Source organism: Methanothermobacter sp. THM-1, from assembly GCF_009914355.1.
Taxonomy (GTDB): Archaea; Methanobacteriota; Methanobacteria; order Methanobacteriales; family Methanothermobacteraceae; genus Methanothermobacter; species Methanothermobacter wolfei.
The window spans coordinates 1,177,264-1,194,954 of record NZ_CP044013.1 but is presented as its reverse complement, the minus strand read 5'-3'; the positions used below and the strand labels follow the sequence as shown (position 1 = coordinate 1,194,954).

The following is a 17,691-nucleotide window of genomic DNA, read 5'->3' as shown; positions in this document are numbered from 1 at the left end:
GAAGATTTAAAAGTATTAACATGATATTTCCCTGTTTCAGATTATAATACCTGAAAATTCTTGATATTAGATTTATTAGAGAGCAATGCTCGATTTTTAATATTCTTATGTAACTTATGAATCTGTTGATCTGTATGGTTACATAAGACACTTTGTACCCAAAGGCATGTTTTAAAGCCTCCTGCAGTTATCTACTGTGAATAAATCTCAGGAGGTGGAAATTGCATGCGTAATGGAACACTTCTGCTTGCAGCTCTCCTTGTAGTCTTTATACTGGCAGGTTCATCGGCTGCAGCAGATGTGGGTGTTGAACTCGATAAGAACAACACGAAGCCAGTGTATAACTCGACCCTTAGGGTTAAGGTCATAGCAAAGGCAGGCAATCAGAACGTTCAGAACGCCGTTGCAACTGTTAAGGTTCCTGAGGGCCTGGTCCTCCAGGACTACTACACAGGTCAGGGCTACTATGACCTCGAGACAGGTACCTGGGAGATAGGTGATATTCCTGCATATGAGGAGAGGTCCCTGACACTTGTGTGCCTCCTCAACAGGACTGGGAACGTGACGGTGACCGCCAACGTGACTGCGGATGGTGATGAGAACCCTTCCAACAACAATGCCCAGTTGAAGTTCAGGGTCAGGGGGATTGCGGATCTTGAACTCAATGTGACCAGCAGTAAACAGAGTGCCAGGCTTGGGGATACGGTCACATTCAATGTGAAACTCAAGAACAGGGGCCCCCACGCCGCGAATAACATCAACATTGCCAACTTCTTCTCAGGCGGCCTTGCAATTCAGAGTTACAGTTACACTACAGGTTACTTTGATGATGTGGCAAGGGAGTGGATCCTTGAGACCCTTGATGCCGGTGAGGAGGCCACCCTCACAGTTGTGTGCCCTGTTAACAGGACAGGTGATCTCTCTGACTATGTTTCAGTGCGTGAGGTGGATGAGGGTGATGTGAATGTCTACAACAACATGGCCCGCGCATCAGTCGCTGTTAAGGGAACTGACCTGGACCTTGACCTTTCTGTGAGTAAACCGAGGGTCTATCAGGGTGACGTGGTTAATGTGGTCTGCCGTGTTAAGAACAATGGTCCTGAGGCCGCACAGAACGCCAGGGTCAACCTGCAGCTACCTGCTAACCTGCAGGTCCAGAATGTGCAGGTGGATAGGGGCACTTACAGTAACGGGGTCTGGGTCATCGGTGACCTTGCAGACAGTGAAGCAGCGCTCCTCAATATAACCGCAAGGGTTGTATCAGCGGGTAACTTCACAGTGAACGCCACTGCGGTTTCACCTGCAATCGACGACAGCAACCCCGTGAACAACGACGATACAGTCCTGATGTCTGCAGCGATACCAAAGAAGGCCCTCAAGGTGAGAATAAAGAATAACTCTGCGGTGACCATCAGGGTGCTCTTATATGTGAACATCAATGACCACGGCAAACTCACCAGGAAGACCTACAACTTCTACCTGAAGAAGGGACTCAACAGGGACCTCAGCCTTGGATACTTCCACCTCGGCACCACTGCACTCTTCAAGCAGTACACCTACAACACCAATTACAGGCCAAGGACAGTATCCTATGAGAACACCTACAACACCACAGATATTAAAACAAGCAGAGTCAGTGTTTCAGGAGTCAAAGGAAGGCAGAAAGCACCGGTTGTCAGAATTAACACTTTGTACTTCGATGAAAACGGATCCACATTGACATGAATTTCATAATTTTTGAATATTTTCTTTTTTCAATTAGATCAAACATAGTTACAAGTCTCTAAGCCGTTACTTCCCTCTATGCCAGGCTTTAGATATGATTGGAACTAATCCTCTATTACAAGGGCCCATATTCTCTTTAAGGGTAGCTCTGCTTGGAGACTATCGGATAAGTTATCATAGTTTTTCAGAATGGCCCTTATGAGGTCATCTGAATCCCAGAGTCTTATGTTAAAGAAGTTCAGTCTGGCTTCTTTAATCGTATCTCTTGTGAATCCACCCCATGATACTAATAATCCTCTTTCAGCCCCAAAATTAGCCATTACCCCCTGCAAACCTCTCAGAACTTTTACATCCGCTGGACTTTCGGATGATTTTACCTGGACACATATACGTGGCTCTCCAAAACCCATAGGTTCTTTTCCTGCCAATATGTCCACTCCACCATCAGGACCAGGCTTTGCATTTTCTGTAACATAACCTTGGGCCTGTAAAACAGCTTCCACAAGACGGGATAATTCGTGCCCCCTGTATTTCCTATTTACGTAGTCTACTATCTGATCTTTGGCTAAAGTTTCAATATCTACATTTTCTGGGCTAGACTCCTGGGTCAAATCATCTATGCATGTATCCTGACCATCTCTGAGTACTTTTTTTACCCTTTCTTCAGCGTTGTTCCTTTTTATCTGGCAAACTGACATGTAAGCTCCCATAGAGTATAATAAGTCTTGAGCAAAAGCGTTTCTAGGTATATCAGTGTTTAACCATTCAACCCTACGTATGTGAATAGGAAATTCTTCTAAATCTTTGTTATATTCATATGGACCTTTTATTTTACCCACAGCAATGGAAGCACGTGATTTACATGGTGATACCACAAGGTCCCCATTTTTCATTCTTTTTATGAACGTCCAGATCTGACCTATCTGATTGGCGGCAGAGTTTTTACTTGTGCCAGGGTAAACCTTCATAAATAGTTCTTTCAACTCTCCCTTTGTTTTAATCTTAGACATATCAGGCATTGCACGCCATCCTAACTCTACCACATCATTATTGAAAAATAGATCTTCTTTTTCCCCGTTTTTACCCACACGAACCAACCATAAACTCAAAAAAACACCCCCTCAAAAATTAATTTATTTTTTGCTATTTATAGAGCCTATGGCCCTATTAATACTACTTAAACTTTTTATTTCACTGGATAAGGGTAATAAACTCCGCATTTTTTATACTATAACTTAAATCAATTATTTTCCTATCAATCCTTATTTCCTTCTATCATTTTGAATTCTTCTTCGTCGATGTATTTTCCTGCCACCGTGACGAATCTTTTTGGTTTCACGGGATTCTTGAACTTTTCAAAATTTTCAAATTCGATAACGTTCATCTCTCTACGGCCTTTTGAGTACTCCCTGAACTCCTCCTCTGTTACAATTAACCTGTCGCCGTATTTTTTTAGAATATCGGCTGTCTTTTGTTTTCCTATGGATTTGATGTCTGCCCAGCCTGTGTATGCCTTAGCACCATGGGACTCGTATATTATGAATTTGTCTCCAGGTGAAACCCTCCCCAGGTAGGATTTGCCCACAAAGACGTCCTTGCCTTCATCATAGATCCTTCTGGCATATTCCGTTGGTACTGGATGTGAAACACCCATTATTTTCTTTTCCATGTTTTTTTCTCCCCCTATGAGATAAAATCAATTGTTATGAGTTTTAATTTAGATTTATCGAACTCCTCCATCTCTTGAGTGGAGTATTCAACGTATTTTGATTTAACAAATTTATGGACCTCATCGAGCATTTTCTTCCAGACAAGGTGCTTCCGGTATTCTCTCCATATTCTCCGAAGTTTCTGAAGTCTCTTTTTAGTTAATTTGATCCGGGGAAGATTACTTTCTATTTCATGAAACTTTTCTTCTAGTTCTACATCACCAGGGAACTCATCAAGATGCTCCTCTATTTCGAAGTGGAGAGTGTCAAGCATGTCTTTGATGAACTTATTGGCTGGTGAGTTTATTATTTCACGGAAGGTTGTACCTTCTTCCTTTTCCTGAAGGTATATGTTCTTGTAATCTTTTTCTATTCTTTTGATTACCTTATCGTTGATTTCATAAATTTTGTCAAAGAACTCAGGTATGTGGCGTGGTTCAGATGAGTCACAGCTTATGAAATCGAGAATCTCTGTTTTATGTGTTTTTATTTCATCGTTTTCGATATCATAGAGGTACCAGTAATGGAAGTCTTCAGCGTATTTGTAATAGAAGAATATTCCCCTTAAATTGCCTCTCCTCAGTCCACTATGAACTCCGTAGGGGATTTTTTCTATCTTGTCTATTGCGTTTTTGCGGATGAAATCCTTTAATGGTTGATAAAACTTTTCTCCGCCTGCGAAAGGTTCATTTTCAAGTTCGGATAGAACCCCTTCGTCCTTATCTCTGATTGATCTTATGACGCCGAATACTTTAGGACTGATTTCCTCGCCAAGGATGCTTCCGTCAAGGCCAAGGGATTCGTTTATATCTCTGATTTTATTTTGAAGAGTGAGTAGGAGGTTCAGGAGTTCCTCCAGTTCTTTTTCAGGGAAGAAGTTGTATATGTATATCCTCTCGTGTGGTGATCCTATCCTGTCGATTCTTCCTGCTCTCTGGATCATCCTTGTGGGGTTCCAGTGGAGGTCATAGTTTATGATGTACTTTGCAGTCTGCAAGTTCTGGCCCTCTGATAGGACATCTGTGCTGAGAAGGATGTCTATTTCACCATTGATGAATTTCTCCACGATCTCCTGTCTCTGGTTTGTTGATTTTGCGGTGGCCCCTGAACTGGAGATGGCCTCTATACGGATTTTACTGAATCTCTCATCTTTTTTGATTTCCTGGAAAAGGTAATCTAGAGTGTCTGCATAGTAGGCGAATAGGACTACCTGCCCATCTTTTGATAATTTAAGTAGCTTTTCTTTGAGTCTGGTGAGTTTGGCGTCTTCCTCTGGCTTTATCTTATCTGTCTTATCAAGGATTTTTTTGAATAATTCGATGTCCTTATTTATGTCCTCAATTAGTTCATCGTATCTATATTCTTCTTTGTTGAAATCTTCAAGTTCCACTTCGCCGTTTTCTAAACTTTCAAGGAACTCTTCTATATCTTCGGCGCTTAAAGTGTTGAATTTGTTTCTTGCTATTATTTTGGAGAATACTGATTTTGAAATGAATTTCCCTGATTCTAGGGCTCCCTTTAGGGTCTCCAGGAATTCTAATTGTCTTCTGATACTTATTCTGAATGCTTCAACGCTGCTTTCGAGTCTTTTGAGGAGTATTGTCTGGAATATTCCTCCAATGGATATCATTCGGCCAAGTTCAAATTCCTCCTCGGCCTCCCTGGTCTTTTTACGGTATTCCAGCATCCTGTAGTAGGCCATGGTTAACTCATTTGCTATTATGTTTGATATCTCAGAATACATCCCCTTGTATGTCTTTTCGAGTTCATAGTCAATGTTCTCAAGGATTCTCTGAGGAAACTTAATTTTTTTCTCCGGATCATCACCAATGTATGCATCAGGATAGTTTTTGATGATGTAATCTCTTGTTCTTCTTATGGATATTTCGTTGAGGAGGTCATTTAGGAGGGATGGATTCTTTTCGACCTTTCTGAAGAACTCAGTTAAACTGGGAATGTTTTCTTTGAGGAATGCGGAATCGTTCATTCCAAACATTAGCATTAGTTGCCAGTACAGGTCCCATGGGCTGTTGTTTATTGGGGTTGCTGTTAAAAATAGTATTTTGGGCCTTTTTCCCTTTGAGGCTATGTGTTCGTTAATTAATTCAAAGAGGTGCTCCCATCTTTTTGATAGGGGGTTTCTGAAGTTGTGACTTTCATCGACAACCACCAGTTCGATTTCATCAAGTTTGGAGCCAACTGCCCGTTTCACTCTTCTCATGTAATCGTCTGATGCGATTTCCTCCTGAGATACTATGTATTCTGGCAGTACCTTATCCTTGAGTTCCTTTTTCCATACGAGTTCCCTTATCTGTGCAGGGCAGACTATGAGGGTCCTGTTTTTCCTGTTTTCAAGGTGGAAATTTTCTATGACTTTAAGTGCAATGTAGGTTTTACCCAGACCAACGGAGTCTGCGACGATCACTCCACCATACTTTCTAAGACGCGTCATTATTCTCCTGACAGCGTCCTCCTGGAACTCTGCAAGGTTTATTTGAGTATCTTCTCTTTCTATTTCGTCCTGGAGGATTTCTTCTTTCTGGAATTCAAATAATGTCTTGATATATATTTCATATGGAGAGTATTCTTTACTTCCAAATCGGGAGTTCTCAAGGATCTCTATGAGTTCCTCTTTAAAATCTTCGCTCTGTTCCCAGAACTTTTCAAACCAGTGCTGACGTATGTAGTCGGCGTGTGGTTTCTGGAGCCAGGTGTTAAGTTCTCCTTCTCTGGTTAGCCCTCCTGCAGTGAAATTAGAGGAACCCATCACGACGCAGTCTTCAAAGATGTATGCTTTTCCATGCAGGAACCCTTTGAAGATTCTAACCTCAACCTTGTCACTTTTAAGGAATTCTATGAAGTCCTTTACCAGGACATCAGTTTCTTTGGAGAGGTCAAAGCTTTCTACCTCATCTTTAATCATTTTGAGGAGTATTTCGCCCAGTGTCGATTTTGTTTCGATTTCAGGGGCCTTTCCAAGTAGCAGCCTGAACCTTTTGACACCCTTTATGTTTTCCTTAACCATCCCAAATGACTCTATGTTAAAGAACGCTGATGCGATATCTAGGTTTGAGCTATAGTTCCGAAGTGCATGGTTAAGGAATCCTTTTAGGGTGTTGTTTTTAGTGTTATCTATTATTGGTTGCCACATGGTATCATCAACTAACATTTAAATTTCTTTTTTTTGCTATTTGATTTTTCTATTCTTTTTTTAACAAGATTAGCAACAGCCCAGTAAACTTCATTTCTTTCCTTTTTATTGAGTCCCAGCACATCAAAAATTATCTTATCGATTTCCAATCGATCTGGTAAAATGTTTGGCTTTTGTTCTCTAATTGTTTTCGATGGATCTAATCCGGATTCTTCAAATATGGAACCAATTTTTCTCCTGAATAATTTTTCTGAGCATATTTTTAGCTTTTTTATTTGTTCATCTTTTAACGAGTTTGGATTTAAAATGAAAAGATTTTCTATATCAACACCCAGAGTGCCAAGGGCACCCTGTCCTAAGTTTCTTCTGCCAAATGTTTCTTTCATCAACCAAACAAAAGTTGAGTTTAAAATTGTTGCCAATAGCCATGCGTCTATGTCTTTTGGTTTTAAAATGGAAAAGTTATCCGAAGCATGCACATCTTTTGTTGAATAATAAATTCTATGAGAATTGTGGTGAGCTCTACTCCAAAATATTTTACCTTTAATAACAGGTAAAGCCCACCATCTTTTTCTTTTGGAACAAGAAACATTTTTGTGAAAGCCTTTTTGTTCCCCCCATTCTACATAGTCTTTTATGGATTTGTCCATGTGATCCTTATTGATATTACACAAAAAGAGTTTATGTTTTAACGAATTTGAGTCCAATAGGATCTTTTTTGAATCTCTTGGTCCTCTTAAAACGTCTTTCAGATAAGTTTTATCAATTATAAAAGATTTTTTGAAAGTTTCATTTTTGGGAATTAGAATATAGGTATCTTCACATTCCTTCAAATCAAAAGTTTTATTCGGTAAAAAAAAGAATTCATTTGCACCCGTTTTTGTACCATAAATTACTTCTGCAATAAATTTTAATTGAATTAAATCTTTTGAACCTTTTTTCAAGATTAGAAAAACGATATCTGGAGCAATCAGGAATTTGCTATTCCATTTATCTTCTGCTTTCAAATATTCTTGTAGAATAGGAAAAACTCGATAATCTTCTTTAATCTGGACGTTTTTGACTATCTCTTTAATCTCATTACTAAATGCAGGTTTTGTTTTTTCTATGCAAATTAAATTATTTGCATTAATGGCGGACTCAAATGGCTTTTTGAACATTACAAATCTAGTAACGTTATTTTTAAGTTCTCTTTTTGTTTTGTTTGAGAAATAAGTAGTAAATGGTGCATGGAATAGAGATATAACAGTATTAACATCAGCATGCGAAAATGTTTTTTTGGGATTATCATAGAAACCTATGATTGGAACATGATTGGAAATGAAATGACGTAAACTGTTTCCATAATTAACATCTAGCCAAGAATTTGATGTGATAAAACACAAAGTACCCTTTTCATTTAGAAGATTAAAGCCTAGGAAATAGAAATAAATATAATAATCACTTTTACGGTCAATTTTAACGGATGGAAATCTTTCTGTTATTGCGTTAATAAGAGCGTTCTTATAATTTCTCTTATCTTCCGCTTTAAGTTCTGCTTTTAATTTTCCAGGAGGTGCTATATCCTCTTGTCTTACATAGGGTGGGTTACCAATAACAATGTCAAAGCCACCATTTTCACCAAATATTTCCGCAAAATCTATCTCCCATATAAATGGCTTTTTTCCGGGTTCATGAATTACCTCTTTTACCCTTTCAAGTCTTTTTATTTCATTTTCAATAACTTTGATTTCTCTTTTTGTTAATTTATGAACCTCTTCTTTGATTTCCCCTTCTAATGTGATTTGTTTCGATTTTGACTCTTTAGTCTTAAATTTTAATTTTCTTTTCATTTCTTGAATCTGATGATTGATTATTTCCTCAAATATATTAATTTCTGCATTTTTAAAGTCCTCAGACCTTTTTAATCTCGCGGATCTTGAGTTCTCATAGTACAACCTTTTCTGTTCCTTAAGATCTCCAAGCCTTTTTCTTATTTTTTTGCTTAGACGTCTTGTCTTGAGGTTTATGTTAACTCCGCCAATTTCTTGGACTATAGAGTCTCCTATTCTAAGGTTCAGGTCAAGATTGGGAAGTAAGGGTGATTTTTTAAGCTCTTCAGAATTTATTTCAGTTTCTATTATAAGCTGTAACCATAATCTAAGTTCTGCAGCGTGGATGGCCCAGGGCATCACGTCCACACCATATAAAGAGTGCTGTATTATTCGGAATTTTCTCTCAAAATCTGTCATTTCGTCGTTGGTGTGCTTGTAAATTATTTTGTAGAGTTCATCGAGGACGCCTAACATTCCAACAAGGAATGCTCCTGATCCACATGCAGGGTCAACCACAGAGAGTTCATCAAGAGCGTCTCTAAGGTCATACCACAGGTTCTCTCTGGTGAAGTATTTTTCACATTTGTATTTTTCCTCTGGGAGGTCGAATAGGAGGTGATAGAATTGTTCTTTTGGTACGTCTGGCAGTTTCTTTGATAGATATTCCACAAGTGACCTGCGGCACATGAAGTCAACTTCAACACGTGGTGTGTAGAATATTCCCATATCATTTCTGTCGTAGATTTCCTCTGCAACGTTTGAGAGGGATTCGTAAACGTAACCGATCATCTGGGGGTCTACAGCGACTTCCACGTTGAATGGGGCGTCTTCTTTTATTGTGAAGTTGTATTTTTCAAAGAATTCGAATATTTTCTTGAAGGTATCGTCAGATATTTTTATATTGAGTTTATCATTGTCATTTTCTGTAAATAAGCCCCCATTAAGGTAGGGAAATCCTAAGAGGACCTCTTTAACATTCTCAGGTAAGTCCACTATTTCGTCTTGTCTGTTATTGAATGCTTTGAAGAAGAGTTCTTTGAGCCATTTTTCATAGAACTCATTTGAACCAAATTTACCATTTCTTTTATACTCATCCCAGTACCACTTCATGAAGTTGGAGTACTTGAGCCACTTTTTCTTTGCTATAAAGTATGTGAACATTATCCTGTTGAGTAGCTGAAGTGTGAATTCATGAGCTTCTTTTTGTGGGATTTGCTGTTTTTTTATCTTCTCTCTGAGGTCAAAGAAAATTTCCTGATAGTCCTCGAAGAATTCTTCTGTTACCTTTTCTACACTGAATGATTTTATCCATTTTTTCCAGAGTTGACGAAAGTCTTCATTTTCGTACTGGATCTTTGAAAGTATGTGGATGACTGTGTAGTGTTCGTTTCTTTCGATAATCTCCTCCTTGTTAATGTTCAGCCTTGTTAATTTCAGTTTATATCTTCCTTCTACCTTTTCTCGGGCAGGGAGAACAAATAAAATGTCAGAGTAGTGCTTGTCAGGTTCTGCGAAAATTAAAAGGAATCGCCTGTAATTTCTATCGAATTTTTCGGTGACGTTTCTTATAAAGGATTGAGATAGTGTTTTTGTTTCAATTAAAAATACGGGTATTTCGCCTTCAATTGACATTACCTGATATATCTGGATTATGCGCTCGATGTCCTCAGATCTGAATTGGAATTCCTGTTTTTTTCTCGTGTATGTCTCGTCGAATAGATATTCCTCAGGATAGTTGAGTAATCTGAATAATTCGTAAATTCCTTTCGCTGATTCAATGGTGGATATATGGTCTTTTATTTGTTTCTTAAATTCAGTACTCATCCTCTGACCCCACTGTGAAATGTGAATATAATTTATTTATCGAGTAAATTAATATATTCTTTGGAATTAACTTACACGAAGAGTATAATAACATCATTGAAATAGGGTTCTGGGCCATTGAAGACACTAATTTATGTAAGTAGTTCAATTGAGGCAGGGATAATGATGGATAAAATAACAAAGATCCTCATTGTTGTTTGTTTTGTTTTGATCGGTTTGGTGTCCTTTATGGCAGGTATGCTGCTCAACACTTGGGCTGACCCACAGAAAGAGCCTGTAATTTATAATAATACGAAAAAGGAAGTCCCATCATCTGATAATAAAACGGTGAAATCAAAGTCAGAGCACTGGGATCAGACGAAGTGTCCTTACTGTGGAGCTCCTTTTTCATGTAGTTATGATGTGCCCTGGTACGAGAAGGATGGGATAATGTATGAAAAGCGTTATAGGGAGTACGAGTGTGGACATGTTGTCTTCATGGGGACTGACTATGTGAAGATCTATCTCTGGTCGGAAGAGGACCAGGAAAGAGTCAGAGAGGACGCTAGGAAATATCGTGGAAGACCTCCTAAAGATCTTTAATTACCCCTTTTTCTTCGTTCTACAATTTATTTAGATTTTGTAGAATTCTAATGGATTGTCGTTGTAATTCATTCATGTCTTTGATCATCTGAGGCAGTGTTTCCATGGATTGTCGTTGTAATTCATTCATGTCTTTGATCATCTGAGGCAGTGTTTCCATGGATTGTCGTTGTAATTCATTCATGTCTTTGATCATCTGAGGCAGTGTTTCCATGGATTGTCGTTGTAATTCATTCATGTCTTTGATCATCTGAGGCAGTGTTTCCATGGATTGTCGTTGTAATTCATTCATGTCTTTGATCATCTGAGGCAGTGTTTCCATGGATTGTCGTTGTAATTCATTCATGTCTTTGATCATCTGAGGCAGTGTTTCCATGGATTCCTTGGCATTTGTCTCTAAAATGTTTTTCAAGACATCAAATCGTAGTTTGTTAATTTCAAGTAGAGTTTTTAGGAGATTCCTAGTTAATGCTGGGAGATATTTCAATATTTCATTTATGTTCCTTTCAAATTCTTCCGATTCTAAACTTAATTTTTTTAATTCCGAAATTTTAACTGTCTTGTTCTCATAACCCCTTTCATTGTCCATTTTATTGGTATTCATTATATCACCACTTATATCTATGTATTTATTATTTGTATATTACATATATATTTAAATCTTTTGATAATTTAATTGAAATTACATAATAAAAATATTATCATTTAACAGAGTTATTAGTTTATTATACAAAAAAACTTAGTATGTGGAGTGGTATTCACTAAATATCAAAAGTCCAATCAAAAATTTTAAATAAAATTTCTTCAAATAGTACTACTCAAGTGTTTATTCTGACCATGTGGATTCGTAACGTCACTATTACGAATATAAAAAATTAATTCACAGGATGATGTGCAGTGATTGATGCTCTCTTCCTTAAAAAGGGGCCAATGCAGAAAAACTGACCTGCAGCTATATGGGACCCTGGCAGCGTTCATTCTGATCCCAGAAGGTCCAGTTGCTCCGCTAAAATAGGTCCAGCTCACACTCCAGATGCTAAGAGTTTCAGCTCCGGTGGGATCATCGAGGCTGTTAACAGCCAGCCCATGAAGTCGCCCGCAGGTCAAGCAGGGGCCTTCTGATGAGACCTTTTATAGACGGAAGGCTTTACAGAATATTCGAGCATAAAAAAATCGAAGTTCAGTCAGTGGCGCCTTCACAGCCATGATCTATAAAACCATTTAAATGTAAAGCTGATGAGCAAAATATTTATAAAATATGCTTAATATTAATTAATATTATTGAGCCATCATGGTTTAATCTGGACTCGCCTCTGCTGTCTCTCTGATGGTATGGGGTAGGGTACTCATAAAGGTGATTGAATGGATGATGATTGCTGTGGTGGAGTCGCTGGGTGCATGCTCTGCATGGTGGGCTTATTGATTCTCCTGGCACTCCTCACATACTGACCCCTGGTGGTTTATATGGACTTCAGGTTCTATGGTGGAGTTGATGAGATAGGCGGTAACAGGATAGAGGTATCCTGCAATGGCGATGGTATATTCCTTGACTTTGGCAAAAGATTCAATATTGAAAACCTGTACTTTGATGAATTCCTGCAGCCCAGGAGCTTCAGCGGGATCGCAGATCTCATTGAACTCGAGGCCCTCCCATGGATACCCGGACTTTACCGTGAGGACCAGGTAAGGTACCTCGGAATGAGATTCGAGGATGAGCCTGCAGTATCAGGCATACTTCTGAGTCACCCCCACCTGGACCATGCAGGATGTCTCAAATACATCCGCCACGATATACCCTTCTACATGACAGAGGAGAGTTTCCTCATCCTGAAGGCCATAGAGGATACATCCGCATTGAGTTCAGATCTCCTTCACTACAAACCCAAATTCCACTTCAAAGAAAAGAAAAGAAAAACTGGAAACACCTCACACATGAGAGACAAGAACATCAAAATAGAAAGACCCATAAAATTGCTTGAACCCTATAAAGCTGAGGATCTGGGCGAATTTGAAATCACACAGGCACCGGTTGATCATTCAGTGCCGGGGTCATGCGCCTATCTGATAGAATCCGAGGAGGCCATCGTATACACAGGGGATATCAGGTTCAGGGGCCGGAGAGATCAGGAATCCCGTAAATTCGTTAAGAAGGCAAGGAAGTTCTCCCCCACCATTATGATAACAGAGGGGACGCGGATAGATCAGGATAACAGCACCTTTGAGGAGGACATTGAGAGGAGGACCTCAGACATAGCTGTTAATCACAGGGGGCTTGTGATCATCAATTATCCCATAAGGGACCTGGACCGTTTCCTGACATTCTACAGAGCCGCCGAGAACTCGGATAGGACCCTCGCAGTCAGCCTTAAACAGGCCTACATCATTAAACTCTTCGAGGGCCTGGGTTACCCCCGGCTCAGGGACCTGGCGGTCTACATACCACGGCGGAACTGGGGACTGATAGCTGAGGACGCCTTCGTATGCTTTGATGGGGAATGGATACCTGCAGCTGACCTTCCAGAGGAATACATGGAACAGGACTACAGGGGATGGGAGCGGGCGTTCCTTGAACTTGACAACATCATAACCTGCAGGGACCTCCGGGAGGAACCTGAGGAGTACCTCTTCCAGTGCGATTACTTTGAATTCAAGGAGTTCATAGACATAAAACCGGAGGGGGCAGCCTACATCAAATCCAAGACGGAACCCTCCAATGAGGAAATGGAGATTGATGCAGAGCGTGAGAGTAACTGGCTCAGGCACTTCGGCATATACCAGTACAGAAGGTTCCACTCATCTGGCCATGCAGGGCGCTCAGACCTGATGGGGATGATACGGGATATTGAGCCAGAGTCAATATACCCGATACACACAAGGAACCGGGAAGAATTTTTGATCTTTGAGGATGAGGGTATACGGGTCCTTGACCCTGCACAATGAAAAGGGTGATCGGGAAAATTAGTCTCAGGACTTGACAGTTTTCTTATATGAAAAATTAGGGGGCTTAGCCCCTTCTTATATTTCTCTTTCTGTTACCGGTTGCACTGTTCTTTGCAAGCGTCGTTTTTTTACCTGAAGAGTATATCCCGTAGTAGGAGTTATATGATGCCCTGTTATAGGCTATAACTGCCCTGTAGGATGATGAGCTTATGCCTGAGCCCCTGTTCCTGTTTGCTGTATTGTAGTATATCTTTGCATAGCTTCCCCTTGCAGTTATACCGTCTCCACCGTTTGACTGTACCGTGTTCCTGTAGATGGTTGCTGATGAACCGGCTGCATAGACACCGTAGCCCCTGTTACTGCTGACGCTGGATGAGTATATGACTGAATTCGCGCCACCAGCATAGATTCCATAACGGTTACCATACACCGTGCACTGCTCTATCGTTGCAGTTCCCCTTGCATTCACACCGCAGTTCCTGTTGGCCGATGTTCTGCTCAGGATCATCCTGAAGCTGGCTGTTCCGTACACTCCATCGGTGTTCCTCATGGATGTGCAGTTGTATATGATGGCATTCTTACCGTAGATGGCTATCCCGCTGGCGGTGTTGTCTGTCGCATTCAAGGACCTTAGAATGGCATCGGGACCATTCACTTTGACTCCGTTCTGGCGGTTGGATGTCGTATTCCCCTCGAAAATGTAACTCCTGCCTCCTGAAATCCATAAACCATTCCCCAGGTTGTTGATTGCTTCAAAGTAGGCTATGGTCGTGTTGTACCCTGAGGAGTATATGCCGTTCCCACGGTTGAGGTTCACAGTGACGTCCAGTATCCTTGCATTTATTCCTGTCGAGTTTATACCACTGAGGGTGTTGTTGGTGGCGTTTTTAACGTATGATAGGTATAGATTCTTTCCTGAAGAATGGATACCGTTCATTCCGTTCTTTTTAACCTCAACGAACCATATATATGCATTATCACCCCGGGATGAGACACCGTTCTGTGAATTTGAGGTCACATCAAGGATGATCTGCATACTTGCAGATGGTCCGGTTGAGAGTATGCCGTTCTCACCATTGTAGGATGCGCTGGTTATATAGAAGAAGCTTGCATTTTTTCCTGAGGAGTATATGCCGTTCCTGGCGTTGAAACTGGAATCAACGTATCTGAATGATGTGTTATCCCCTGTGGAGTATATCCCGTTTTCACCGTTGTAATAGGTGTAGGAACTGCTGACGGTGCAGCCAGATCCTGTTATTTTTATGCCGTTCTTCGTGTTGTTCTGGACATAGCAGCCCTGTACCGTGGAGCCATTCCCTGCAACGTATATCCCGTCACCGCCTGAGTACTTGACGGTGTTCGAGTTTATGGTTGCATTTTTTCCTGAGGAGTATATGCCGGTTCCGTTGTTCCTGAGAACAGTGTTGTTTGTTATCACCGAGTTATTGCCGGAGGATCTTATACCGTCTCCTGAGTTAAATGATATGCTGTTTCTGATTATTGAGGCTCCAGATGCATCTGAGGTTACCCCATCACCCCCTGAGAGGTATATGGTGTTCCCCTCTGCAAGACATCCCTCCCCATGGATGAGGATTCCGCTTCCATTGCTGTTTGTTATATTGTTACCCTGGATCCGGGCATTCCTGCCATTCACAACAATTCCATGGGATGCGGAACCGTTTATGTAGCTGCTGGTAATCGTTACATTGTCCCCTGATACCATCACGGCTGAAGCAGGGTTGAGTATCCTTGAATCATTGACCCGCGAGGAATTGCCTGTGATATTCAGGGTGCCTGTGATGTTTGTGCTGCTGAGGTTACATCCGTTTCCGCGGAGGTTCACTGTCCCGTTGACACTGAAACCTGTTATGCTGGAAGGTGCAATGGCGTCAATAACACCATTCAGCTGGACCGTGCCTGATGCAACCAGGGAGATGGTCCTGTTGATCACCATGTTCACCGTATCATAGATGCCCTCCAAGAAGGTGAAGGTATCACCGTCCTCAAGGGTGTGTTCGGTCCCGTTTAGGGTGAAGGTTCCCTGCACCCCGCCGGGTGTGAATACCTGAAGGTAGGTTGTGTTATCAACGATGTAGTCTGCACCGTAACTGGATCCGCTGAGCAGTGTCATCCCAAAAAAGAGAATGAAGCCCCATTTCATTGAGTCTTTAATAATCAGACCTCCTCTTGATTTTCATAACAATAGGTTATTGTTTATCACTGAGATATAAGTTTTTAGAAAATTAACTCAGTGAGATAGAAAAAAATGGAAAGTTAAAGGTTTCAGGCGGCTGGCTGGAGTTCCTGGTATTGCTGTTTTATCTGTTTGTAGGTCCAGTAGTATCTCCACTTGTATCTCCATTTACCCCTGTACCTGTACCACTTCTTGTACCATTTTTTGACCCTGACCTTGTTGACCTTCACCTTGTTCACGAGCTTTGCCGGTGTGTTCTTGATTATACCCATGGTTGAGTTGGTACTGTTGGTCCTAAGGTATTTCATGATGGTGTTGCCTGTCAGCGCGACCGTACCGTTGTAGAGGGTTATGTTACCGTTACCCAGCTGGTAGTAGGTGCCATTGGCAAGCTGGATCACTGGTGTTTCATTGAATATGAGCAGAGGGTATGTCCTGTTTGTTATGTTGCCTGTAAGGGTGTGCTGTAGTATACCGTACTTCACGGTTCCATTCTTGACGATCATGTACTTTATGTTCACTGTCCTGTTGAGTAGGATCGGGGCACTGTACTTTGTACTGTTCCGTGATGGTATGGATCCATCGATGGTGTAGTATACACCGTCAGGGCTGGCTGCTGTCACCCTGAAGACATCACCTTCTCCGGATGTACCCCCTCCTGGCAGTTCACCTGTTAGGATATCATCTGCTGCCGCGGCATGGTTGGCTCCGAGGAGGAACACGGCCACGGATAACAGCAGAAAAGTTGCCATATTTCTCTTGATAATATCATACCTCCTTTTTTTATTTTATTACATCATATTCCAGTATTTTAGTAATATATGATATATAAAAAATATCAAATTAAAATTAACTTTAGTTTTATTAAAAAATTATTTAAGTATTATGGTTTCTTGAGGACATCCCCCGGCCTTAAAACACTCACACCGGTCTCATCACCAACAACCTCAACCTGAATTATCCAGTCCGGCGAATCTGATTCCTTGAGGGCCAGCCTATCCGCCAGGGCCTCGGAAACCCTTTCAGTAACCTCCTCTGGGGACTTTATATACCTGCGGCCGCGGAGGTCGCAGATGACCTGGAATGTCTCGCCTGGTTTAACCTTCTCCGATGCAAGTGCCAGGATCTTCTCCACTATACTATCCAGCCGGGTCCTTACCACAGCCTCAACAGGCACAACCTTGGAAACCACGGTTGTGGGTGAGTTCCTGATTATGTTAACTGCCTCAAGGGGATTCATGTCAAGGTCAAACTTTAAAACGTTTGGAAAATCAGAATCCTTAACCCTGAGCTCCCCCTCATACTGTGAAAGTGCCATTTCTATTTCCTCAAGACCAACAATCTCCTCACCTGCTGAGGCACCCTTCTGGCCACTGAGGGTCACAAGGAGATTGAAATCATCCGGAACCTTCAAAAGATCACCCCCATTATATATTATATCTATGCACATAAGTCATTATCTATTTCTCATGGGGGTATGGCCCTTTACAGGGTTTTATCAGATCTCCAGGGTGCGGATTGATGTAAAGGATGGGCTTTATTCCTCATGGTTCAAGGTCATATATCAAGAATCCGAGTATAAAACCGAATATCCCAAATCCTATAAAACCCTCAAGGGCGGAGCCAAGGACCTCCCAGTCAAGGGCCATTTTACCTATCATGCCCCAGATAAAGAGGGTCAGCGACCCGAGAACAGCCATTATCAGTGATATTTTAAGGGAGTACTGGATTCTATCAAGCAATTCATCACCT

12 protein-coding genes are annotated in these 17,691 nt (G+C 41.0%); 3 read left to right on the top strand and 9 right to left on the bottom strand.

Annotation, left to right across the window (positions count from 1 at the left end; genetic code table 11):
* Positions 1-225: 225 nt before the first annotated feature.
* A complete protein-coding gene (locus tag FZP57_RS06185) occupies positions 226-1,725 on the top strand; it encodes a DUF11 domain-containing protein (protein WP_191216076.1) in 1,500 nt (499 codons plus the stop codon).
* A gap of 104 nt (positions 1,726-1,829) precedes the next feature.
* Here FZP57_RS06185 and FZP57_RS06180 read toward each other — a convergent pair whose 3' ends face one another.
* The 4 genes from FZP57_RS06180 to FZP57_RS06165 all read right to left on the bottom strand — a co-directional run bounded on the left by FZP57_RS06180 (position 1,830) and on the right by FZP57_RS06165 (position 10,223).
* Positions 1,830-2,813: a restriction endonuclease gene (locus FZP57_RS06180; RefSeq protein WP_238338019.1), complete on the bottom strand. Its 984-nt coding sequence runs from the start codon at positions 2,811-2,813 to the stop codon at positions 1,830-1,832.
* A gap of 167 nt (positions 2,814-2,980) precedes the next feature.
* Entirely contained in the window at positions 2,981-3,394 is a 414-nt protein-coding gene (locus tag FZP57_RS06175; protein ID WP_191216074.1) for a DUF365 domain-containing protein, read from the bottom strand.
* Between the two features lie 14 nt (positions 3,395-3,408).
* Positions 3,409-6,603, bottom strand: coding sequence for a helicase-related protein (locus FZP57_RS06170; RefSeq protein ID WP_191216073.1), 3,195 nt, complete (start codon positions 6,601-6,603; stop codon positions 3,409-3,411).
* Complete coding sequence (locus tag FZP57_RS06165; RefSeq protein WP_191216072.1) at positions 6,597-10,223, bottom strand: Eco57I restriction-modification methylase domain-containing protein; 3,627 nt, start codon at positions 10,221-10,223, stop codon at positions 6,597-6,599. Before FZP57_RS06165 ends, FZP57_RS06170 begins: the two co-directional genes overlap by 7 nt.
* A gap of 117 nt (positions 10,224-10,340) precedes the next feature.
* Here FZP57_RS06165 and FZP57_RS06160 point away from each other — a divergent pair, with 117 nt between their 5' ends.
* Complete coding sequence (locus FZP57_RS06160) at positions 10,341-10,805, top strand: hypothetical protein (protein ID WP_191216071.1); 465 nt, start codon at positions 10,341-10,343, stop codon at positions 10,803-10,805.
* 19 nt (positions 10,806-10,824) lie between these two features.
* On the opposite strand, the gene FZP57_RS06155 is transcribed toward FZP57_RS06160, so the two are convergent.
* Entirely contained in the window at positions 10,825-11,217 is a 393-nt protein-coding gene (locus tag FZP57_RS06155) for a hypothetical protein (RefSeq protein ID WP_191216070.1), read from the bottom strand.
* 1,052 nt (positions 11,218-12,269) lie between these two features.
* On the opposite strand from FZP57_RS06155, the gene FZP57_RS06150 reads away from it, so the two are divergent.
* Positions 12,270-13,745, top strand: a complete 1,476-nt coding sequence (locus FZP57_RS06150; protein WP_191216069.1) for a ribonuclease J — start codon at positions 12,270-12,272, stop codon at positions 13,743-13,745.
* 64 nt (positions 13,746-13,809) lie between these two features.
* Here the strand turns inward: FZP57_RS06150 and FZP57_RS06145 are convergent, their stop codons facing one another.
* From FZP57_RS06145 to FZP57_RS06130, 4 genes are all read right to left on the bottom strand, one after another.
* Positions 13,810-15,876, bottom strand: a complete 2,067-nt coding sequence (locus FZP57_RS06145; RefSeq protein ID WP_191216068.1) for a right-handed parallel beta-helix repeat-containing protein — start codon at positions 15,874-15,876, stop codon at positions 13,810-13,812.
* A gap of 152 nt (positions 15,877-16,028) precedes the next feature.
* Complete coding sequence (locus FZP57_RS06140) at positions 16,029-16,667, bottom strand: chitobiase/beta-hexosaminidase C-terminal domain-containing protein (protein ID WP_191216067.1); 639 nt, start codon at positions 16,665-16,667, stop codon at positions 16,029-16,031.
* A gap of 155 nt (positions 16,668-16,822) precedes the next feature.
* Positions 16,823-17,353, bottom strand: coding sequence for a THUMP domain-containing protein (locus tag FZP57_RS06135; RefSeq protein WP_238337870.1), 531 nt, complete (start codon positions 17,351-17,353; stop codon positions 16,823-16,825).
* A 130-nt stretch (positions 17,354-17,483) separates the two neighbouring features.
* A complete protein-coding gene (locus tag FZP57_RS06130) occupies positions 17,484-17,681 on the bottom strand; it encodes a hypothetical protein (RefSeq protein ID WP_074359216.1) in 198 nt (65 codons plus the stop codon).
* Positions 17,682-17,691 lie beyond the last annotated feature (10 nt).

What these genes read in the sequence shown, in the direction of transcription:
- FZP57_RS06185 (WP_191216076.1), top strand. Translation starts at nt 226, where the DNA reads ATGCGTAATGGAACACTTCTGCTTGCAGCTCTCCTTGTAGTCTTTATA.
- FZP57_RS06175 (WP_191216074.1), bottom strand. Translation starts at nt 3,394, where the DNA reads ATGGAAAAGAAAATAATGGGTGTTTCACATCCAGTACCAACGGAATAT.
- FZP57_RS06170 (WP_191216073.1), bottom strand. Translation starts at nt 6,603, where the DNA reads ATGTTAGTTGATGATACCATGTGGCAACCAATAATAGATAACACTAAA.
- FZP57_RS06165 (WP_191216072.1), bottom strand. Translation starts at nt 10,223, where the DNA reads ATGAGTACTGAATTTAAGAAACAAATAAAAGACCATATATCCACCATT.
- FZP57_RS06150 (WP_191216069.1), top strand. Translation starts at nt 12,270, where the DNA reads ATGGACTTCAGGTTCTATGGTGGAGTTGATGAGATAGGCGGTAACAGG.
- FZP57_RS06145 (WP_191216068.1), bottom strand. Translation starts at nt 15,876, where the DNA reads ATGACACTGCTCAGCGGATCCAGTTACGGTGCAGACTACATCGTTGAT.